At 44.6% G+C, this 21,977-nt stretch carries 22 protein-coding genes; 5 read left to right on the top strand and 17 right to left on the bottom strand.

What is annotated here, in order from left to right:
• Positions 1-179: 179 nt before the first annotated feature.
• Genes QY97_RS05770 through QY97_RS05760 form a run of 3 tightly spaced genes read left to right on the top strand, consistent with a single transcriptional unit; the run spans position 180 to position 2,635 of the window.
• Complete coding sequence (locus QY97_RS05770) at positions 180-812, top strand: GNAT family N-acetyltransferase (RefSeq protein WP_039234144.1); 633 nt, start codon at positions 180-182, stop codon at positions 810-812.
• A gap of 18 nt (positions 813-830) precedes the next feature.
• Positions 831-1,478, top strand: coding sequence for an acetoin utilization AcuB family protein (locus QY97_RS05765; RefSeq protein ID WP_039234139.1), 648 nt, complete (start codon positions 831-833; stop codon positions 1,476-1,478).
• Entirely contained in the window at positions 1,475-2,635 is a 1,161-nt protein-coding gene (locus tag QY97_RS05760) for an acetoin utilization protein AcuC (RefSeq protein WP_039234136.1), read from the top strand. Before QY97_RS05765 ends, QY97_RS05760 begins: the two co-directional genes overlap by 4 nt.
• Positions 2,636-3,137: 502 nt before the next feature.
• On the opposite strand, the gene ccpA is transcribed toward QY97_RS05760, so the two are convergent.
• The 12 genes from ccpA to QY97_RS05700 form a co-directional block, all read right to left on the bottom strand.
• A complete protein-coding gene (gene ccpA, locus QY97_RS05755; RefSeq protein WP_039234133.1) occupies positions 3,138-4,133 on the bottom strand; it encodes a catabolite control protein A in 996 nt (331 codons plus the stop codon).
• 73 nt (positions 4,134-4,206) lie between these two features.
• Positions 4,207-5,283 carry a bifunctional 3-deoxy-7-phosphoheptulonate synthase/chorismate mutase gene (locus tag QY97_RS05750; RefSeq protein ID WP_039234131.1) on the bottom strand — a complete coding sequence of 359 codons (1,077 nt, stop codon included), beginning with the start codon at positions 5,281-5,283 and terminating at the stop codon, positions 4,207-4,209.
• A gap of 258 nt (positions 5,284-5,541) precedes the next feature.
• Positions 5,542-5,862, bottom strand: a complete 321-nt coding sequence (gene ytxJ, locus QY97_RS05745) for a bacillithiol system redox-active protein YtxJ (RefSeq protein WP_039234128.1) — start codon at positions 5,860-5,862, stop codon at positions 5,542-5,544.
• A 187-nt stretch (positions 5,863-6,049) separates the two neighbouring features.
• Positions 6,050-6,763, bottom strand: coding sequence for a YtxH domain-containing protein (locus tag QY97_RS05740; RefSeq protein ID WP_052717203.1), 714 nt, complete (start codon positions 6,761-6,763; stop codon positions 6,050-6,052).
• Complete coding sequence (locus QY97_RS05735; RefSeq protein WP_039234126.1) at positions 6,763-7,266, bottom strand: DUF948 domain-containing protein; 504 nt, start codon at positions 7,264-7,266, stop codon at positions 6,763-6,765. The genes QY97_RS05740 and QY97_RS05735 overlap by 1 nt, the downstream gene beginning before the upstream one ends.
• Positions 7,267-7,505: 239 nt before the next feature.
• Entirely contained in the window at positions 7,506-8,810 is a 1,305-nt protein-coding gene (gene murC, locus QY97_RS05730; protein ID WP_039234123.1) for a UDP-N-acetylmuramate--L-alanine ligase, read from the bottom strand.
• 226 nt (positions 8,811-9,036) lie between these two features.
• Complete coding sequence (locus tag QY97_RS05725; protein ID WP_052728931.1) at positions 9,037-11,703, bottom strand: DNA translocase FtsK; 2,667 nt, start codon at positions 11,701-11,703, stop codon at positions 9,037-9,039.
• A 162-nt stretch (positions 11,704-11,865) separates the two neighbouring features.
• Complete coding sequence (locus QY97_RS05720; RefSeq protein WP_039234121.1) at positions 11,866-12,672, bottom strand: DUF1444 domain-containing protein; 807 nt, start codon at positions 12,670-12,672, stop codon at positions 11,866-11,868.
• A 79-nt stretch (positions 12,673-12,751) separates the two neighbouring features.
• Entirely contained in the window at positions 12,752-13,063 is a 312-nt protein-coding gene (locus QY97_RS05715; RefSeq protein WP_039234119.1) for a thioredoxin family protein, read from the bottom strand.
• Between the two features lies 1 nt (position 13,064).
• Positions 13,065-14,081, bottom strand: a complete 1,017-nt coding sequence (locus tag QY97_RS05710) for a PTS transporter subunit IIC (protein ID WP_039234117.1) — start codon at positions 14,079-14,081, stop codon at positions 13,065-13,067.
• Positions 14,082-14,156: 75 nt separating this feature from the next.
• Positions 14,157-14,675: a DUF84 family protein gene (locus QY97_RS05705; protein WP_039234116.1), complete on the bottom strand. Its 519-nt coding sequence runs from the start codon at positions 14,673-14,675 to the stop codon at positions 14,157-14,159.
• A 132-nt stretch (positions 14,676-14,807) separates the two neighbouring features.
• Positions 14,808-15,881 (bottom strand): M42 family metallopeptidase, encoded by a 1,074-nt coding sequence (locus QY97_RS05700; RefSeq protein WP_039234115.1) that lies wholly within the window; start codon positions 15,879-15,881, stop codon positions 14,808-14,810.
• A 182-nt stretch (positions 15,882-16,063) separates the two neighbouring features.
• On the opposite strand from QY97_RS05700, the gene QY97_RS05695 reads away from it, so the two are divergent.
• The gene (locus tag QY97_RS05695) at positions 16,064-16,384 is read left to right on the top strand and encodes a PepSY domain-containing protein (RefSeq protein ID WP_315849903.1); all 321 of its coding nucleotides are present in this window, start codon (positions 16,064-16,066) and stop codon (positions 16,382-16,384) included.
• Between the two features lie 132 nt (positions 16,385-16,516).
• Here QY97_RS05695 and QY97_RS05690 read toward each other — a convergent pair whose 3' ends face one another.
• The 5 genes from QY97_RS05690 to thpR form a co-directional block, all read right to left on the bottom strand.
• Positions 16,517-17,383: a YtnP family quorum-quenching lactonase gene (locus QY97_RS05690; protein WP_039234112.1), complete on the bottom strand. Its 867-nt coding sequence runs from the start codon at positions 17,381-17,383 to the stop codon at positions 16,517-16,519.
• 148 nt (positions 17,384-17,531) lie between these two features.
• Positions 17,532-18,173 (bottom strand): tRNA (guanosine(46)-N7)-methyltransferase TrmB, encoded by a 642-nt coding sequence (trmB, locus tag QY97_RS05685; RefSeq protein WP_039234109.1) that lies wholly within the window; start codon positions 18,171-18,173, stop codon positions 17,532-17,534.
• Between the two features lie 145 nt (positions 18,174-18,318).
• Positions 18,319-19,101 (bottom strand): phosphotransferase family protein, encoded by a 783-nt coding sequence (locus tag QY97_RS05680; RefSeq protein WP_039234108.1) that lies wholly within the window; start codon positions 19,099-19,101, stop codon positions 18,319-18,321.
• Positions 19,102-19,319: 218 nt separating this feature from the next.
• A complete protein-coding gene (locus QY97_RS05675; RefSeq protein ID WP_039234105.1) occupies positions 19,320-20,300 on the bottom strand; it encodes a hypothetical protein in 981 nt (326 codons plus the stop codon).
• A gap of 25 nt (positions 20,301-20,325) precedes the next feature.
• Positions 20,326-20,859 (bottom strand): RNA 2',3'-cyclic phosphodiesterase, encoded by a 534-nt coding sequence (gene thpR / locus QY97_RS05670; RefSeq protein WP_039234102.1) that lies wholly within the window; start codon positions 20,857-20,859, stop codon positions 20,326-20,328.
• A 153-nt stretch (positions 20,860-21,012) separates the two neighbouring features.
• On the opposite strand from thpR, the gene cysK reads away from it, so the two are divergent.
• Positions 21,013-21,942: a cysteine synthase A gene (cysK, locus tag QY97_RS05665; RefSeq protein WP_039234100.1), complete on the top strand. Its 930-nt coding sequence runs from the start codon at positions 21,013-21,015 to the stop codon at positions 21,940-21,942.
• Positions 21,943-21,977 lie beyond the last annotated feature (35 nt).

Genomic DNA, 21,977 nt, shown 5'->3' with positions numbered 1-21,977 from the left:
CCTTCTTATGTAAGATACAACTATAATTATATGATAACACCACTTTTCGCAATTTTGAAACAATATGTTCGATGTTTTAGCAAGAAATTATAAATAATTTCGGAAAATTAAGTTAAACATCTTTAAGCATCGAAAATTCAGGTATAATACAACTATTGAACGATGAAGGTGGTGAGTGAATGGAACATAAAAAAGAATATCATTCGCAAGAAATTGAGTCGCCTGAAGGGACACTTGTCATCGAAGGCCCTGTTTCCTCAGAAACCTTGTCCCGCCTTACATTCCACGAAGGACTTTCAGCCTTTCGTATACCTGACCAGCAGCATAAAGCATTAATCGAGATTGCAGGCCTTCCCGAAGGACGTATTATTATTGCCCGCAACGGTGAAGAGATCATCGGTTATGTTACTTTTTTGTATCCTGACCCTTTAGAAAGATGGTCTGAAGCCAATCTCGAGGAATTGCTCGAACTCGGAGCTGTAGAAGTAGCTCCTGCCTATCGAGGGATGCGGGTAGGCAAAAATATGCTTCAACTGTCTATGCGTGATAAGTTCATGGAAAACTATATTATTATCACAACAGAATATTACTGGCATTGGGACTTGAAGGGGACAGGACTGAACGTCTGGGAATATAGAAAAATGATGGAACGGATGATGAATGCCGGAGGGCTCACGTGGTTTGCGACAGATGATCCTGAGATCAGCTCTCATCCGGCTAATTGCCTGATGGTGCGTATCGGGAAGAATATAGATGAAGAAACCATTCAAAAGTTTGACCAAATCCGATTCGTCCACCGCTTCATGTATTAAATAAAGGGGGAAAAGTAAGTGATAGTAGAAGAAATTATGCAGCGAGATCTGCATCTGCTTTCTCCAGAAGACAAAATCGGCACAGCTCTTCAATTATTTAGGGATAAAAAAATTCGTCACGTGCCGATTGTTGACGATAAAGGGGAGCTTGTCGGCATTGTCACTGATCGTGATGTAAAAGATTCTACGCCGTCTATTTTAAAGAAAGATCTAAGCGATGAAGAATTAAATAAACCGCTCTCGGTCATTATGCAGAAGGATGTATTCACTGGGCATCCGCTTGACTTTGTGGAAGATATTGCAGCAACCTTCTATGAATATAAAATCGGCTGCATGCCAATCGTCCAGGGCGGTGAAGTCATTGGCATTGTCACTGAATCTGATGTGCTCCGCACCTTCGTGGAACTGACAGGTGTCAACCAGCCCGGCTCGCGCATTGAAATACAAATGCCTCACAAGCAAGGCCAGTTATTCGAGGCGATTGAGGTGTTAAATAAGCGCCGGGTGCAAATTCAAAGCGTGCTCGTATATCCTGATAAAAAGAAGGAAGACTCAAGAATCGTTGTTTTCCGTATACGTACGATGAACCCTACTGGTGTGATTGATGACTTAAAAAAAGACGGGTACAATGTTCGGTGGCCAAATATGCCGGGGATGGACACATGAAGAAGGAAGCAGTGTTTGTTCATTCGGATCAACTGCTTTCCTATCGTTTTTCAGAACATCACCCGTTCAATCAGTTTCGGCTCACCTTAACCATCGACCTTTTAAAGACCATTGGCAAGCTTCGCGATTCAGACATCGCTTCGCCCCGTCTCGCCTCTAAAGAAGAGCTTCAGCTAGCTCATGATGTTTCGTATGTGGAGGCTGTCGAAAAAGCTGGCAAAGGCGAATTAAACGCAGATATCGCGGAAGGGTATGGACTGGGTACAGAGGATACACCTATTTTCGAAAATATGCATGAAGCCAGTTCACTCCTCGTAGGCGGCACGCTCACCGCTGTCGATTGGGTCATGCAGGAGAAAGCAGACCACGCTCTCCATTTAGGCGGCGGATTGCACCACGGCTTCCGCGGGAAAGCATCTGGTTTTTGTATTTATAACGACAGCTCCGTAGCCATTAAGTATTTGCAAGAAAAGTATAATGCTAGAGTACTATACATCGATACAGATGCTCACCATGGGGATGGCGTTCAATGGACCTTCTATGATGACCCCGATGTCTGCACGTTCTCCATCCACGAAACTGGGCGCTATCTTTTCCCTGGTACTGGAAATGTAAATGAACGCGGGCAAGGAAAAGGGTATGGAACTTCTTTCAACCTTCCTTTGGAGGCGTTTACAGAAGATGACTCCTGGCTTGAGTCCTATGAAACAGCTGTATGGGAAATAGCTGATTTCTTTAAACCGGACGTCATTTTAACGCAAAATGGAGCCGATTCTCACTTCCATGATCCATTGACCCATTTGTCGGCCACTACTCGTATTTATGAACGGATTCCTCAAGTTGCTCATGAAATCGCCCACAAGTATTGTGACGGCCGCTGGATTGCAGTTGGCGGAGGAGGCTACGATATATGGCGGGTCGTACCGCGAGCCTGGTCCTATGTTTGGCTGGCTATGACTGAGCAGTCAGATGTGAAGGGGTCTCTGCCGGAACAGTGGCTCAAACGCTGGCAACCGAAATCTCCGGTACAGCTTCCAGTCAACTGGCATGACGCTGAGGAAGATTATGATGCTATTCCCCGGAAGGCAGAGATCGAGGAAAAGAACCGTCTAACGCTGGACAAGCTTCTCTATCCGCTTCGCCAGCAAAAAAAGTAAATTATTCTTTATAACAAAAAGGAGTGAGAAACCTCTCACTCCTTCAGTTTGTCGACAAAAGGGTCCGGAATGGTCTCATTCCGGACCTTTTTCAGCTTTTTACTAGCGTTGACCCTATTTATAGAAAAGACTGGACCTCTCCAAGGCCATCATTTAGACCATTTCTGGACCTTGCCAAGTCCAGTTGGCCACTTTCTTAAGATTCATGCTAGCAAAAGTAATCATCGCCTGCATGGACAATTTTTCAAGTCCCCTTAGTGAACTTGATTACCCTTATTGATTGGAACGGAAGACGCGCAGACTCCTGCGGGATCAGCGGGACAGGTGAGACCCCGCAAAGCGCAACTTGAGAAGGCCACCGCCCGCCCCGCGGAAAGCGAAGCGTCTGGAGTGGAAATCAACACACTTACAGGCAAAATAAAAAGACTGCAGACGCTCGATTTCCATCGAGTTTGTCTACAGTCTGAAGGAGTGAGAAACCTCTCTCTCCTCTTTTGAATCATTATTTTGTGGAGCCTCTTTTTTCAATGTGATGCGGCAGCACAACAATTGGTGTCTCTACTTTCTCTTTATTCATATACTTTGTCAAAAGTCGCATAGCTACAGCACCAATGTCATAAAGGGGCTGTACGACTGACGTCAATTGAGGACGCACCATCAATGCCAGCCTGGAGCTGTCAAAGCTGATGACTTCCAGCTCGTCCGGAATATGTACTCCGTTGTCTTGTGCTCCGTGAATAACGCCGACCGCCATTTCATCATTATTAACAAATACAGCTGTCGGAGGCGAAGATAACTCTTGCAGCCGACTCCATGCTTCAATGCCTGAATCGTACGTATAGTCCCCTTCAATTACTAGCTCATCCTTTTTCTCGATTCCAGCAGCTTCTAATGCTTCGTAATAACCGCTTAACACATGTTGATTGATCGTGTCTTTAAGCGGGCTAGCTACAAAAGCGATGTCTGTATGCCCCGCGTCTGTCAGCATAGCAACGGCATCTGCAGCCGCCTGACGGTAATCAATATTAACCGAAGGAATTTTGCCTGTCGGTTCTATAGCGCTAGCCAGGACAACAGGGACGGAGGAGTGTTCAAACTCTTCAATGTGCTCCTGCGAAATTTGCCCTCCCATAAAGACAAGACCGTCTACTTGTTTTCCAAGCATAGTGTGGATTAGGTGGATTTCTTTTTCTGCATTTTGATCAGAGTTACTTAAAATGATGTTGTATTTGTACATCGTCGCAATGTCTTCAATACCTCGTGCCAATTCGGCATAGAAGATATTCGAAATGTCGGGAATAATAACGCCGACCGTTGTAGTCTTCTTGCTGGCTAGCCCGCGAGCTACAGCATTAGGACGGTAGCCTAAGCGGTCGATCACTTCAAGGACTTTCTTTCTTGTTACTGGCTTCACATTCGGGTTACCGTTCACAACCCGAGACACTGTCGCCATGGATACGCCCGCCTCCCTGGCAACATCGTAAATCGTAATGTTCATATTTCTATCTTCTCCTTCGCATAAACTTGTACCTCTATCTTAACAAAAAAAAGCCCTGTGAATACACAGGGAGTTATGCTTTTACAGGAATAGTTTTTACAACTTCCTTATAAAATTCATCAAATTGTTGTAAATTCATTTGCTGAGCCGAATCAGACAATGCTACCGCTGGGTCAGGATGCACCTCTGCCATTACACCGTCTGCTCCAATAGCAATCGCTGCTTTAGCAGTAGGGATCAGTAAATCTCTGCGTCCTGTTGAATGTGTAACATCAACGAATACAGGCAAATGAGTTTCTTGTTTTAAGATTGGTACAGCTGAAATGTCAAGTGTGTTACGCGTCGCACGCTCGTATGTGCGAATGCCGCGTTCACAAAGCATAATTTGATCGTTGCCGCGAGAAATAATATATTCAGCAGCATTGATGAATTCCTCAATTGTTGCTGCTAAACCGCGCTTTAACAATACTGGCTTCTTCACATCTCCAGCCGCTTTTAATAATTCGAAGTTTTGCATGTTGCGGGCGCCGATTTGAATCACATCAATGTAGTCGCAGGCAACTTCGATATCAGCTGGGTTAACAATTTCACTTACGACACGAAGATCATATTCATCCGCTACTCTCTTTAAGATCTCCAGTCCTTCAATACCAAGACCTTGGAAATCGTAAGGTGATGTACGAGGCTTGAAAGCACCACCACGAATTAAGTTTAAGCCTTTATTTTTAATAGCCTGAGCTACTTCTGCTACTTGTTCGTAAGATTCTACCGCACATGGCCCAAACACGAATGTTGGTGTGCCCTCTCCTACTTTCTCCCCGCGAATATCCACTATAGTATCTTCTGGCTTCTTCTTGCGAGAAACAAGAAGTGCTTTACGATGATCATCTTTCTGCAGCTCTAGACCAGCTTTGAAGATCTCCTTGAATAAATGCTCAATTGTTGAATTTTCAAATGGTCCTTCGTTGCTTTCCACGATCTTGTTCAGCATATCTCTTTCGCGGACAGGATCATAGCGGTTGACGCCTTGCTTTTCCTTTACTTGGCCAATTTGCTGTACAAGCGTAGCACGCTCGCTAATAAGCTCTAAAAGTTGTCCATTGATTTCGTCAACACGCTGTCTTAACTGATCTAACTCTTGGTTACTCATGTGATTATCCCTCCGCATTTTAAATCTTTATCAAATAGTTGTTTGTTCAATCTTGCCATGTAAATAACCTGATCTTTCGCCAGCTGAAAGATGGTACGGTTTTATTTTCGTTTGTAGGGTTTATTATAAAACAAAGATTCTGAAATGTCACGAACATTTTTCTTTATTTATTAAACGCTTTTAAGCGTTAAAGTATTATAGTGAAATAAAAGGAAACAGAGAAGCATCAAAAGCTGCTCTGCTTCCTTCTCTTTGCCTTCACGAGCTTAGGTCAGCTAATCCATCCTTTGTAATTTTCCAATGGGATTCGTGCCAGGAAGGCTGGCCGTTCTCAAATAAAAAAGCTTGTGGAGACTGATGTATGACTTCATACTGGGCAGCAATGTAGTTAGATAGATCTCTTGATTCCTGCACAGTTAAATAATAGCCTTTTTCTTCCGGATGCTCCTCTAAGAAAGCATTATAAGCTTCGAAAGCCTGTGCACTTACTGGACAGGTAGAACTATGCTTAAAGAAGAAGAAACGGTCGTTCTCTTCCGCCAGTCTCTCAAAGTCTGCAATTAAATGAACTTTTTCCACTATAAGTCACCCTTTGTTGAAAGATTTTGTTTGCATTATTCCTTTTATGCAAACAAGCTAATACTTATTATACCGTATAGAGAAAACCTGCACTTTATTTATTTCCCACATGAATCTAATTAAACCTTTCTGTCGATGAGAGCCTCCCTTGAGCTTTGCAATAAAAAAAGCAGGCTAAGCCTGCTTTTTAGTTATTTTTCTTTCTGTTATTCCCCTGCTTGTTATTATTGGAATTCGATCTGTTTTTCGTATTGTTTGTGCTCTTCGCTGCATTGGCAGCAGGTGTTTGGCTGCCTGTTTTTTCGTTAATCCCTGCACTGGCCGGATTGGCATACGTAGCAGATGAAGATTTAGTTGACTCATTATTATTTGCCGCAGACCCGCTTGACTGGCCTACGCTTTTTTCTGTTTCTTCAAATGCCTTTTTTGTTTCATCCAATTTTTGTTCTACTGTCTTCTTTACTTCTTCGGCCGTTTCTTTCGCCTGCTGCTTCATCTCTTCCGTACTTTGGCTGTTTGAGTCGGAAGCAGATCCAGGCATCATGTTCTTTACTTTGCCAACTAGGTTGCCGGATTGTCCTTGTACAGTTTGAGTTAAAGAAGAAGACTTTTCTTTAGCTGTGGAAGCAAGAGTTGTTCCTTTTTCCCTTGCCTTATCTGTCCATTCTCCAGCACGGCTTTTTAATGTAACTGCCTGTGAATTTAAATCCTCACGCAGTTCTCTGCCTGGTTTCGGCGCTAGGAATAAAGCTGTAGCAGCACCGACAGCTGCCCCAAGCATCGCTCCGATCATGAAGTCTCTTGAAGTAGAGCTGTTGTCTACATGCTTGTCATAATCGCCATACTGAACACTTGGTTTCTCCATTTTTTGGCCCGTGTTTTGTTTCGTGTTTTGCGCCATTATAATCTCTCCTTCACTTTTACATTTTCATCCGTTGAACGAACAGCAGGTGAAACTGTCTGGGTTGCAGGAAGAGTTGTTTGCTGCATGCCGTCTTTTTCAGCTTTAAATCTGTCCACTAACTGCTTAACTACATTCCCCCATTGAACGGCTTGAGAAATTTTATACTGATTCTTCTCCATTTGTGAGGCAACCGTAGTTGTTACTTTATTAATGGACTGATTTAAATTATGAACAGTTGAGCCAACATCTTTCACCGCATATACAACTGTATTCAGTTGCTCGGTTTTATGCTGGATGTCTTCAGCGAGCACGTTTGTCTTATGTAGCAACTCTGTTGTCTCTGTCGTTACTCCCTGCAATTGACCCTCCAGCCGGTCTAGTGTGCGTGTCAAGCTGTCCAATGTTTGGTCAACGGACTTCAAAGTTTTAGTTAAACTAATTACAAGAATTAAAAAAGCGATTGCTGCCACTGCAGCACTCAAGTACAAAATGATTTCCAATTCCGACACCTCCAGAAGCGTTATATAACTAAAGTTACCCCTCAACTAAAAGGTTAAACACTTTTATATTCGTTTTTCATGCGCGTTTTCCTGCCTATTTGCTAAATTTATTCAAAAATCCTCTCCTTTCTCCTCTTCTTGACGTTTGTCTATCACCCCCTTTCCCCGTAAAGATAAAAACTGCCGGAGAAGAACTCCGGCAGTCAATGAGGAAAATGACAACCGTCATTTTCTCTTTATTATTGTTTACTTAGGTAGTTTTCATACGCAGCCTGGAATTTTTGAATGTCCCCAGCTCCCATGAATAAGAGAACGCCTTCTTTATGCTTAGCTAAAGGTGACGTATCTTCTTCCTTCAAGAGCGCAGCCCCCGGAATTTTCTCTTGCAAGTCTTCAATAGAAAGCTTACCGTGATTCTCGCGAGCTGAGCCGAAAATATCACATAAGTAGACAGTATCAGCTTCGCCCAAGCTTTCAGCAAATTCTTCAAGGAAGGTTTGTGTCCGCGTAAACGTGTGCGGCTGGAAAATAGCCACTACTTCTTTATCAGGGTATTTCTGACGAGCTGAACGGATCGTTGCCCGCACCTCGGTTGGGTGATGAGCATAGTCGTCCACAAGAATTTGTGAGCCTGCAGTTTTTTCGGAGAACCGCCGCTTCACTCCTTGGAACGTAAGCAGCCGTTCTTTCACGATTTCCGTATCAATCTCTTCATAGTCACAAAGTGCAATAACAGCAAGTGCATTAAGTATATTGTGATCGCCGAATGTTGGTATTTTAAATGTTGCATAGAAAGTGTTCCTTACGAACACGTCGAATGTAGTACCTGTTGAGTCATGTTCTACGTGGCGGGCTTGAAAGTCATTTTCTTCCGCAAAACCGTAGAAGACAACCGGCACTTTCGCCTGTATACCTTGTAAGTATTCATCATCTCCGCACGCGAATATTCCTTTTTTCACATTCAAAGCCATTTCCTGGAAGGCAGAAACAACATCTTCTACATCCGTGAAATAATCCGGATGATCAAAATCAATATTGGTCATGATGGCATAATCTGGATTATAGGATAAGAAATGCCGTCGATATTCACATGCCTCGAGGCAAAAATAATCGGCTTGCTTCTCACCTTTTCCTGTGCCATCACCAATCAAATAAGAAGTAGGCTTAGCGCCGCTAACCACGTGAGCTAAAAGCCCGGTAGTCGATGTTTTCCCATGAGCCCCTGTCACAGCAATGCTCGTATAATTCTGCATAAAGTCACCAAGAAAACGGTGATAGCGGATCACCGGCACCTGGAGCTCCAGCGCCCGCTGGATTTCCTCATGTTCATCTGGAAAGGCATTCCCTGCGATCACCGTCATGCCCGGCTGAACATTATCAGCCCGAAACGGCAGAATCGGAATCCCTGCTTCCTCTAATGCTTTTTGTGTAAAAAACTCTTTATCAACGTCAGAGCCTTGCACGTTTTCTCCTTGATCATGTAGAACCTGTGCAAGGGCGCTCATTCCCGAGCCTTTAATTCCAACAAAGTGGTATGTTGTCATATAATTGAACCTCCAGCCTTCGTCTATCAGTACTGCAGTATATGTATTTTAATCATTTTTGATTTTATAGACGGTTTGACAGTTAACTTTCACATTGAATCATTATAACACTTTTTCTCTTGTGTGACTATTACATCGAAAAATAGCCATTTTCCTGTTTTCGGTAAGAAAGGAAAGAGCTGATCACCCACCGGCTGCAGCTCTTTCTTCTTGTCTTCATTATCTGTTAATTCATATGCGCTTCCTTCAAGGCCTGAAGATCCTCTTCTGTCATGAGCACTTCGCGCGGCTTTCCAGCTCGCTGGCCAGAAATCATCCCTTGCGTCTCCATCATTTCAATCAACCGTGCTGCTCGGTTATAGCCAATACTGAAATGTCGCTGAAGGAGCGATGTAGACGCGCCGCCTTTTTGAACAACAAATTCACACGCCTCTGGGAACAGCTCATCTTCTGTTTCCTGAATCTGAGCCTTCTCCAGCAGTTCTTCCTGCCTGAACAAATAATTAGGCGCCTGTTGCTTTCTTACATGCTCTACGACCATATCAATTTCATCATCAGAAACGAATGTGCCCTGCAATCGAACAGCTTCTGATGCCCCATTATTCAAGAGGAGCATATCTCCCCGTCCAAGCAGCTTTTCAGCGCCCCCTGTATCGATAATGGTTCGTGAGTCAACCTGGGAAGAAACAGAGAAAGCAATCCTTGTCGGGATATTCGCTTTAATTAACCCGGTAATTACGTCCACTGACGGCCGCTGCGTCGCAACGATTAAATGGATGCCGCATGCCCGCGCCTTTTGAGCAATTCGGGAAATGGCTTCCTCTACTTCAGATGGAGACATCATCATTAAATCAGCCAGCTCATCAATGACTATGACGATATACGGCAGATGCTCTCCCTTCTTGCCTCTCCGTGCGACTTTTTCATTATATTTTTTAATATCACGAACCCCTGCATGAAGGAACAGCTCGTAACGACGCTCCATTTCCTCTACTGCCCATTTTAAAGCTGCTGTCGCTGCTTTTACATCTGTAATAACCGGGCTCACAAGGTGTGGGATGTCATTATACGGGGCAAGCTCTACCATTTTCGGGTCAATTAAAAGCAGCTTCAATTCATGAGGCGCCGCTTTGTATAAGAGACTCACGAGAATAGAGTTAATACAGACGCTTTTCCCTGACCCTGTCGCCCCGGCGATTAATCCATGAGGCATTTTATTCAAGTCCAGTACAACCGGCTCCCCCGATATATCAAGGCCAAGAGCAGAGGCAAGAGGTGATGTGTGCTCAGTAAATTCCGGTGTGGAAATAATTTCGCTGATCTGCACCGGCCGGCTGTCTTTATTGGGTATCTCTATCCCGATTACCTGCGTGCCTGGAATAGGTGCTTCAATCCGGATCGTTCGGGCCGCAAGACTTCTCTTGATGTCGTCTGCTAGATTCGTAATCTTGCTGACTTTCACTCCCCGCTCAGGCTCCACCTCGAAACGCATAACAGAAGGTCCTACCGTCACATCTACGACGGAGGCCTTTACATTAAAGTTTCTGAATGTTTCATTCAAAATGTTGCTCTGTATATTGATCCGCTCGGGATCTGCCTTTTTCATAACAGGAGGTGCTAAATACAAGACATCGGGAAATGCATACACCTGCTCTTCAACAGCGAGTACTGTCTCTTCTTGCTGCTTGTGGTCCTCTGCCAATACCTCTGTCTCCTGGCGCTTCGGAGCCGCCGCCTCTTCAGCCGGCTGGGCTTCTGAACTTAGGCTGTTCCCCAGCTCCTGCTCTTGCTGTTTGGCCGGCTCTATTGGCTGTGCTTGCTGTTTAGCTTGCCGGCTTTCCCATGCCTTTCTATCCTCCATGGACATGATAACATTGAAAGGAGTTACTCTGCCCTTCTTGCGTCTCGCCTCTTGACGAGCCTTGTGCCTTTCCTCTTGTTTTTTCTTCTGCAGCTTCTTACCTGCACTCGGAGGTGTGACAGCCGACTCTTCTGCTTTGACTGCTGGCTTTTCTTCTCTTGTTTCCAAAGATGCCGGTTCTGGTTGGCTCTTAACCTCTGATTCTTCTATTTTTTCTCTAAAAGCAGGATCCTCTTTTTCTACATCAAATACGGTTTTCTTTTCTTGTGCAGTTTTAAATACAAGTAAAGTATCTTCTTCCTCCGACTGTTTATCATCCGGAGAAACTCCAGCCGCCTCTTCGGCTTCTTCGCTTACATTCGGCTGCTGTTCTTCTTGCTTTTGAGTTCGAATGACGATTTCTTCCCGTTCCTTCTCTTGCTCGGGAATCTCTTTTGCCGGCGTCACTACCGGCTCTTCAGTCCGTTCGTCTATATTAACAGAGTGGTCCTCTTTATTCGGCGATTCTGGCACTTCAGACTCAGCCTTCGCCTTTCCACTGAGCTCTCTCTTCCCAAACCCGTATACAGGTGAAGGAATATCAGTCGGACGAAAAGCTCTGTTCGTTGTCTTGCTGACAGAAGGTGTAGCAGGAGGTGTAGCAGGAGGTGTAGCAGTTGTATTTCTCACTTTCCAATCTTGTTCTGTCACTTCCTCCTGCTCCCAGTCAGCTTCAAAAAACGCCTCAGCGGGCTTTGCTATTCCCCTATACTTGAGCCTTCTGCTCAAGCTGGAAAACTCGTCTCTCCGTGCTCTTGCCGTATCAGAATCATCAGTTGATAAGCGCCTTTCTGTAGATGGATAACGGTAGGTCACTTTGGTTTTTAAATCTGGCGGGTTATACATAGCCTTAGGGAAAGAGGCAGCTGGTTCAATCGACTTTTTTCTTTTTGGCAGCTTCCCCTTCGGCGACTGTTTGTTCGTCTCTCTCAATTCAGTATCTATTTCAGCTTCTTCACGAAATATCCCTATAAATTTCTTAAAAAAACCCATTGTAATCACTCTTTCTTTTAAAGAATCTATTCCATTTTAACAGTTTTTTTCTGTATGAAAATAGATACTGGCAAGATTTGAGCTTTTTGCCCTTCTAGACGCCCTGTAAATAAAAAGCTTTACAAGCAGCCATCAACTTGCAAAGCTTTTCGTGTTGTTTATTTACTTCTTTTTTTCGGCTGCCCGGTTTTTTGCCATAATAAAAATAGGGTCAAGCTTCCCTTCTTCATAAATAAACGATAACGCTGTAATCGGCACATGACCACCTGCAAAAAAGCTCATATTCATTTGCGCCAGAACGTCGTAGCCTGTCTCATTGCGGATATCGCCTATGATCAGTACATCGCCATGCGGAACAGATATCGTCATTTCTCCCTCTACCTGTTCAGACATGTCTTTTAAAAACTTCTCATTTAAAATACGGCTCGCGTCATAGCCATCATTCGTATTTAAAAAGTAAAAGAAGTTGCCGGATACTTCGTCCTTCTTTACATTCGTCGGCAAGGAGCGCAAATTGAAACGAGCCATTTCTCTAACTCGCTCTTCTGTCCAGCCTTCTCTTTTTCTCAATGACTCATCAATCAAGCGATATGTTTTCCCTAGATCCAGCGCATAATAAATGCGCGTTTCTGCCGTATGTTCATCTGTAAAGAAAGGAACGCCGTCTTTAGTCTCTTTCGGAAACGACGTAGAGCGAATAACCGGAAAGATATTTTTCTCTTGGTTAGACAAGGAATGCTCGGCCCCCATGACAGCCAGTGCTTCCTCTACATAATAAACAACTTCATCGATGGCCTGTTCTTTTTTATTCTGCCACTTAGCAACGACCGGCGGCAAGGATACATTGATTCCTTTTCCAGTCTCTGTGTTTTCAATTCTTAATTCATCCTTCTCACGGTCAAAGGTAAAGCTGCGGTTATCCTTCTGCAGGCGCTCCTCAAGAATTCTTCTCAATTTTTTAGAATCCATTTTCTCTCTCCTTTCGCGACAAAGACGCCTGATAAGCGAGCTGCCTCAAGTAAGCAGCTGCCCGCTTACCAGGCGCTTATTATAAACCTTGAATAAACTGTTCAATTTCCTCTTTTGTTTTTCGGTCCTTACTCACGAAACGTCCGATTTCTGTCCCGTTCTCATAAGCAATAAAGCTTGGGATGCCGAAAATATTCAACTCGGCACACAGATCAATGAATTCATCACGGTCTACATAAACGAATGTAAACTCAGGGAATGCTTCCTCTATTTCCGGAAGCACGGGTTCAATGACACGGCAGTCCGGGCACCAGTCAGCTGAAAATAAAAAAATGTGCTTATTAGATACTTTCAGCTGCTGGAATTCATCTATAGATGATAATTTCTTCATGTTATTTACCTCCTAAGGAGATCGTCATCTGTCCAGGCTTGATCCAGCCTTTTTTCCTCATGATCTCAGACACTGCTAAGCTTATCACAAGCGGACCGGCAAAATGAAGCAGAAAGACTTGCAAAAAGACAGCTGGCTCAAAGCCCATGACCGTAAAAGTCATAATCTGGCCAACAAAGCCTGATGTCCCCATTCCTGCTCCTGCGGCATTGTTGAACATTGGCCAAACCGTTGTACCGATTGGAGCGAGTATAGCTCCTGCTATAGTCGGCGGAATAAGAATGAGCGGGTGCTGTACGATGTTCGGCACTTGCAGCATAGAAGTGCCGATCCCCTGCGCCACAAATCCGCCCCATTTATTCTCACGCCAGCTGGCGACCGCAAACCCGATCATTTGAGCACTGCAGCCAATCGTTGCTGCTCCTGCAGCCAGGCCGTTCAAATCGAGCATAAGAGCGATAGCAGCACTTGAGATGGGGGCGGTAAGCGCTAATCCCATCAAAACGGCAACCAATATACCCATAGGTACCGGCTGCTGCAAGGTCGCCCATTCAATCCAGCTGCCAAACCATTTCATAAATGCATTAATGCCTGGTCCTAAGAGAGCGGCTGCTGTGTACCCTGAAGCAATTGTTACTAAAGGAGCCACAATAATATCCAGCTTTGTCGTTCCGCTTAAAGCTTTTCCAATCTCCGCCCCCAATAAAGCCGCAATGTAACTTCCAGCTGGCCCGCCCAGAGCTGCTCCAGCAGCCCCTGTAGCCACGCTGGCAAATAAAACAAGCGGCGGCGCCTTTAACCCATAAGCTACCGCTACACCAATAGCCGGCCCCATCAAGCCCATGACGAGCTCTCCCATATTTACGAGATAAGGAATTCCAAGCTGCTCTCCCGCTGTATTAATAATCAGTCCGATAATAAGTGAACTAAACAAACCAAGCGCCATGAAGCTAAGCGCCTCAATAAAATATACGCGAGGTGACAGGGTAATTCCTTTTTTCTGCAAGAATGTTTTCATATCCGCTCCTCCTTTACACCGATGATAACTAGTGTAAAGACAATTATATACTTACCGGTTAACCAGCGGAAGACATTATTTTCTGTATTTCAACACAAACTGACCAAATAACAGCTTGGCAATATGCAAGAACATCTCATCTCTCGTAATAAACCCAGCTGTGAACACTCCAACCGCCCCCTCATGCTGGCGGATCCCTTCACGGGCGGTAAACTGATCCATCACAGGTCCCAGCTCCTCCCCTTTACGAAGGCGTTCCGCTATTTCATCAGGCAGTAAAATACGCGCCCCTGCGGCTGTGATCACCGGCTGGTCAGCAGAAGCAAGAGCTCCCCAATTACAAAGGAACAAGCCCTCCTCCATCTCCATGACTCCGCCTTCAAGACCAATGCCGATATCGGCTTCTGCCCTCTTAAGCGCGTGGCTTGCCCGGTTAACCGCGCCTTGCTTCGTCTCTGCATCCGAGAATGGCTGATCGCTTACTTCTGAAGGGACAGAGAGCGCTATTACTTTCGCATATAAATGCGCAAAAGCCGCTGCCTGTTCTGTCGCTGATTTTTTTGCTTGGTTTAATGAACCGATGGCAATCTTCATTTTTCCTGTCTTCTCCTTCTATTTTCTACTTAATATTCTTTTTTATTTATCCCGTTTTTCCAAGCTGCTCTCTTTCGCCTATTTATACCATTAAAGCCGGGTATTCCCTTACGGAAAATACCCGGCTTTCTCTTAACTTCCTGATTTCAGCGTATCAACTGTCGCCTTATCACTTGCTTTGACTAAACGAATCAAAAGCTCTTTGGCCGCCGCATAATCATCCACGTGAACGATAGATGCATGAGTATGAATATAGCGGGAGCAAATACCGATGACCGCACTTGGCACCCCTTCATTAGACGTATGTACACGGCCTGCATCCGTTCCGCCTTGCGATACAAAGTACTGATAAGGAATATTGTGGGTTTCCGCTGTATCAAGCACAAATTCACGCATGCCCCGGTGAGTGACCATTGTTCGGTCAAAAATACGTAAAAGCGCCCCTTTGCCAAGCTGTCCGAATTCATTCTTGTCACCTGAAGCATCGTTCGCCGGACTGGCATCCAATGCATAGAATATATCTGGTTTAATCATCTCAGCGGACGTTTGTGCACCACGCAGCCCCACTTCCTCCTGAACAGTCGCACCGGAATAAAGAGTATTCGGCACAATGTCGTCTTTTAACTCCTTTAACAGTTCAATCGCTAAACCGCATCCGTAACGGTTATCCCACGCTTTAGCCAAAATTTTCTTCTCATTGGCCATTGGCGTAAATTCGGATACCGGAAGAATAGGCTGTCCCGGCTTGATCCCAATCTTCTTCGCGTCTTCCCTGTCATCAGCTCCAATATCAATGAGCATATTTTTGATCTCCATTGGTTTTTTTCGCTGTCCTTCACTTAACAAATGAGGAGGCACCGAACTAACCACGCCAACCACCGGCCCGCTATCCGTTATAATTTGCACACGCTGGGCGAGAAGGACTTGGTTCCACCAGCCGCCGAGCGGTTGAAAGCGGATCATGCCATTTTCTGTGATTTGTGTGACCATGAAACCAACTTCATCCATATGGCCGGCTACCATGACAACAGGCTCCGCCTCTTTCCCTTTCTTCACACCGAAGATACTGCCAAGTCCATCCTGCACGATTTCATCCGCATATAATTCCAGCTGGGACCTCATGAATCTGCGAACGTCATGCTCATTGCCAGGCGCTCCCGGCAGTTCGGTTAATGTTTTAAAAAGCTGCATTGTCTCTTTATTCATTAGGAATTCTCCTTTTTAAAGAACTATTATTTCCATTTTACAGAAAGTTGGGCTATCTTGCCAATGAAGAGACTGGCAAGTATGTTACATAGCTCCTTACAGAAAATAAAAGCAGAAATTTTAAATTACTAAACATTTGCGGTATACTAAAGACAGTCTATGAAATTAGGGGAGTGAATAGCATGAAAATGAATTGGGGAACATTTATTTTGGGAGCAGTTGCTGGGGCAGCCGGTGCTGTAGCTACACAAAAATATGTAACAACAAGTACATATGCATCAGCCGATAAGGCACTGAAAGAAGTAAAAGAAGCATTTAAAGCTGAAGGACCCATCGACGGTTCTTGGATTAAGATGAAGCCCGAACCATACAAAAAAGCTGGTATCAATAAATTGGTTTATAAAGGCGGAGTTTCTCGCACAATTGGCCAGGAAAGGGAACAATACGAGTTCATTGCTGACTCTCACACTGGCACTATCATGGATGTATACCGCACTTATTAATAAGAAAGCTAGTCGGGGCTCTTCTTGAGCAGCTTCATTGTTACAGCTGTTCAAATCTTGCTTCCCGGAACACAGCGCCAGCTGAAGCAATGCGGCTGCTGTGTCCCGGAAAAGCAGTGAGCATGAATATTCTTAGCTGCTTTCACTCTGCACCGGGCTTCTTTCTTTTCTTACGTAATCGATCAGCTCGCCCTCTTCGTTCCACTTGACTGCCCGGTAAACGGCATCATGGTAAAAGAAAAGCCAATCTTCTTTCTTCATCACTTCCGGCAGCCAGCGCTTTTTAGCCTCAATCGAATCCATCGGATAATCATCATAAGCCATTACCCATAGAACATTTTGATGAGCATGCGTGGCTAGCAAGTCCGCCATGTGGACAAGACGCTCTTCACCTGTTTCAATGATAATAATAGAATGACCGGCACTGTGCCCGCCTGTATGAATCATTCGCACACCTTTTACAGGCTCGAACTCCTCATCAAAGGTTTTAACCTGGTGCTCAATCGCTGTCCAGTTCTCTTCCCAGTACGTACTTTTTGAGCGAATATTGGGATTTCGCATTTCTTCCCACTCTACCGACGATGTGTAAATGACCGCATTCGGAAAAGCTGGTACAAGCTTTCCGTCCTGCCGCTTCGTTAAACCGAGCGCATGATCAAAATGCATATGTGTCATTAGCACAACATCAATATCTGCCGGTGTTAATCCAAGCTCCTCTAAACTCTCTTCTACCTTCGATTCCTCAGTCACACCATAATTACGAATCTGCTTCTCTGTCAGCCGTCCTTTTCCGATACCCGATTCAATTAGAATATTTTTCCCTTCCATCTGAAAGAAAATAGGGTCCGTTCTCAGCTCTATCTGGTTTTTCTCATTGTATTCATATTTACGTGACCATAGCGGCCTTGGAACTACTCCGAACATGGCGCCGCCATCCAAATGCGTAACCCCTCCATCTAACCAGGTTAGTGTAACCTCTCCAACTGTAAGCTTTTCCATAAACATCCTCCTCTTTTCATTTATATCTTGATTGTAACACTTTTTAGAAAAGTCTTTCTATTCACTTGATTAGGAAATGCAACCATCTATAAAAAAAGACCGTCCCATCTGTCGGCTTTCGACAATGAGACAGTCCCTAGAAACTTAACTATGAGCGAAAAGCCGCTTCTGCCCGGTAAATTCGCTGGCCTTTTGCTGAAAATTTCTCTTCATATTCAGTCATAATATTCCCTTCAAAGTCACTGTTATGAAGATCCAAGCTGACAAACTTCAATAGCATTCCATATTCAGAAAAGCTCATTAGTGAAAATTCAAACAGCCCTTGATTATCCGTCTTAAAATGAATTTCTCCGCTAGCCGGCATAATATCCTCATACCGCTTTAAGAAAGTTTTGTATGTTAAACGCCGCTTGGCATGGCGTTTTTTCGGCCATGGATCGGAAAAGTTTAAGTACACGCGGCTGACTTCCCCTTTTTCAAAGTAATCGGTTAGATTCTCCGCATCTACATTCAAGAGTTTTAAGTTCGGAAGCTCTGCTTCAATAAGCCGGTCCAAAGCAGTAACCATGACGCTTTCATATACTTCAATACCGATGAAGTTAACATCCGGATGGGCCTTTGCCATTTCAGTCACAAACTGGCCCTTTCCCGTTCCCACCTCGATGTAAATAGGATGGTCGTTTTGAAATGCTTCCTTCCAGCGGCCTTTTTGTTCTTCGGGCTGCAGAATTACATATTGGGGATGAGCCTCAATTTTTTCACGGGCCCATGGTTTATGTCGCAAACGCATAGCTGCACCTCATTTATTCTTTTTTCGTTCAAACCATACCATGATATTGGGTTAGATGCAATGCACATAAAAAAAGAGCCTGACGACTCTTTCTGTATACGTATTCATTTCAAAGAGCTTTCGCTGACTCGTAACAAACGCTTTTTCAGCGTCTAAGTATTTGAGCCAGCTCGCGAAGGCCTTTGTTCATCTCATGAAGACGACCTGTATCTTTATCCCATTGAATCGATGCCAGTACCTGGACAATTGCATACCACTTCATTCTTAAGTGAAGATGAGGGGTAAAAGCCAAGTCGTACTGAGCCAGCCACTCTTCCCAATTTCCCGCTTCTACATACTTATACAGCAACATGCCTAAATCCATGGCTGGATCAGCAATCATCGCTCCATCCCAATCAATTAAATACAGCTCATCCTCATCCGATAAGAGCCAATTATTATGATTAATATCTCCATGGCAAACAACGTACTCTCCATGTCTTACTTCCTGAAGGTACTCATAAAGAAATTCAAGAGCTGAGTGAACGTCTTCATGCATCATTACTTCCGCATCAAGCTGCTGCTCCAGGTGCCTCATTGAAGTATAAGGGTCAACCTTTTCCTTATCCAGTTTCTCAAGCATGGACAGCAGCGGCTGTGAAGAGTGAATTTTGCTCATGAGCCGAGCTACGCGGCCCGTTGCCATCTCTTCCGGTCTAAGCTCCCGGCCCTGAAGCCAATGCTGGGCGGTGATGACATCCCCATTCTCCACCCTCTTTGTCCAAACTAACTTCGGCACAATTCCTTCGGCCGATAAGACTGCTAAGAAAGGAGAAGAGTTCCTCTTTAAAAACAGCTGCTGTTCATCTTGGTGCTTAGCTATATAGGCTTTTCCTGTTGCTCCGCCAGCCGGCGTGATTTCCCAGTCTTGTCCGAGTAAGTATTCCACCGTTCGTCACCTTCATTTAGTACAAGAATAAAAAAGACAGCTATCGATCAATGACGCAATAGCTATCCTTGTCATGTCCAAAACATTCCCTTTTTCGCCGTTTGCTGAAAATTACCGTCAAAGTTATTTGTTATTTTATCATGAAATAACACATTCGGCTACGTTATTTGAAGGATTGAGACAAAGGAACGTGTTTTCAAGAGAATAGACGCTTTTATTTACTCTTCCTCTTCTTCTTTAATTGTATGATAGAGCCAAGAACCTTCATGCCTTTCCCACTCCGGCCGGATAGTACTCGTTGTCTGGGTGGATTGAAGCAGGGCTTTAGCCGCTCTCAGCTGCGCTGTCTTTAACGGAGAAGGCGTGCCTTGTAAACGTTGAAACCAAGGTAAAAACCTGCGGCTGTCGATCACTTCCAAGGAGGCAGGGGCTTCCGGATAATCAATAAATCCATTTCGAGAGATCACTGCCTTTTTAATAGGAAAATCAAGCTCCGCTTGCTGAAATACCGCCTTAAGCACAGCTTCTGCTCGGCTGATCGTAAGGAGCGGACTCAGCACACGGCTTGACTTCTCCCCATTTCTTTTTATCCAGAAGCGATCGCGCGAACCAATAAATACCGATTGATCTTCTTTCTCTAAAAACGTCAAGCACCAAACTTCTGTCGGGGTCAGCAAAATGAGTTCAAGCTCTACTGGTGCACTTTTTAGCTGCATAACAGGCTTGTACATAAGCAAAAAGCTATCCGGCAGCCCTTGCAGCAGCAGCTTTAAGAGCTCGTCGTAAAAATATTTCCGATCTACATACGATGTCTCCTGTGAAGTTGAGCTGGCCCACTTCATTTGGAAGGCAAACAGCTCACTTAAGAAAAACCTCCTTAGATCATCTATCGTTTCAGCGGCAGCTACCTCATTCACACCAAGGAACGCCTCGTTAACAGCGAACTCATCTGGCCACTCTTCTTCTTTATGACGGAAAAACCATAACTTTAACCGGCCTGCAAGGGTAACTGGTCCCTGACCTGTCTCTATTTCTTCGATCAGCTCCTGCCGCAGCACCTTCCTTCCCTGATAACGCTCCCAGTCTCTTCTCATGCTTTTCCACTGAATGTTTTTTAAACGGACAAAGCGAGACGGATATTGGTAAATATCCTTTTCATAGCGGGATACGTAATCCTGTAACTTCACTAACTGCGCCATGGTCAACGATCCTTTCCTTCCAATTCTAAAGCTCAAACTGATGCTTCACTTTATATTTCGGCAGTTTATCGAGATGTGTTTCGTATAGAACGACAGAATTTGTTAAAAAATTTTTTTCGAAGGCATCAGCGGGAAGCTCAAAAGGTACCTCTCCTTTCCATTTTCTCGCTACGGTAATATGCGGACGGAATGGCTTGCGGTCAAGCTCAAAGCCTGCCTGCCTGCAAGCTTCGTATACTTTTTTCTGCAGTGTATAGAGCTGTTCTTCTTCCTTTACCCCCGCCCAAAAAATGCGGGGGCTCGTCTTCTTCCCGAACCAGCCAAGGGAATGGATCGACAATGGGAAAGGGGCTATTTGCTGGATGGCTTCCGCAACGAGCTCGATGGAAGCGTTTAGCTTGTCTTCTTCTGCTGCTCCAAGAAAAGCAAGAGTCAGATGCAGGTCTTCTTGGTGGACAAACCGGCTGAAGGGAAGCTCCTTATTTTGCACAAACTCATATAGTTCTCGCTTTACCTCAGCCGGCAGGGGCAAGGCATAGAAAAAGTGATTTCGCTTCATTCTTTTCTCTCCTGTCTTATTTTTGAGCATTATACTAAAAAGCAAATAGGCACCGCAAATAAACGCAAGAAAAACAGGCTGTATGATTGGATTAATTCAGGTAATGTGATAATAATAAGATAAAGATATTTAATGGAAGGATGAACATTAGCAGTGAAAACCGTTGATAATATTGCTGACTTAATTGGTGACACACCGTTATTGAAATTAAATAAACTAAACCCCGAGGAAGGGGCCGACATATATTTAAAGCTTGAGTTTTTTAATCCGAGCAGGAGTGTAAAAGACCGGGCTGCCTTTAATATGATCGTCGAAGCGGAAAAAGCCGGGCTGCTTAAGCCGGGTGCGACAATTATTGAACCGACAAGCGGGAACACAGGTATCGGCTTGGCGATGAACGCGGCTGCCAGAGGCTACAAGGCGATCCTTGTGATGCCTGATACAATGACAAAAGAACGGATTAATCTGTTGAAGGCGTACGGCGCAGAAGTTGTACTAACGCCTGGCGATGAAAAAATGCCTGGCTCCATCAAAAAGGCAGAGGAGCTGGCAAAGGAAATTCCTAACAGCTTTATCCCAATGCAATTTGAAAACCAGGCTAACCCTGACGCTCATCGGAAAACGACAGCGCTGGAAATCTTAGAAGGGGTTAAACAGATCGGCAAAAACCTTGGTGCTTTCGTGGCAACAGCTGGCACAGGAGGAACGATTACCGGCACAGGTGAAGTATTAAAAGAGCATGTGCCAGGCGTAAAGGTGCATGTTGTAGAGCCCGCAGGTTCACCTGTTCTCTCGGGCGGCAAGCCAGGTAAGCACAAGCTTGTAGGGACAAGCCCCGGCTTTATCCCGGATACACTTAATGAAGATGTGTATGATTACATTTACAAAATTGAAGATGAGCATGCATATGAAACAGCCCGCCGTCTTGCCAGCGAGGAAGGCGTGCTTGTTGGCCCGTCATCCGGTGCTGCCTGCTATGCGGCCATTCAAACGGCTAAAACATTAACGAAAGATGACATTGTTGTATGCATCATGTGTGATACTGGCGAACGCTACCTTTCAAGCGACCTTTTCCAATTTTAATCAGACAGAAGCTGCCCCAACAGTTTCTACAAAAA

The sequence above is a fragment of the Bacillus thermotolerans genome, assembly GCF_000812025.2.
GTDB classification, from domain to species: domain Bacteria; phylum Bacillota; class Bacilli; order Bacillales; family Domibacillaceae; genus Quasibacillus; species Quasibacillus thermotolerans.
This window is presented reverse-complemented; position numbering and strand designations above follow the sequence as displayed.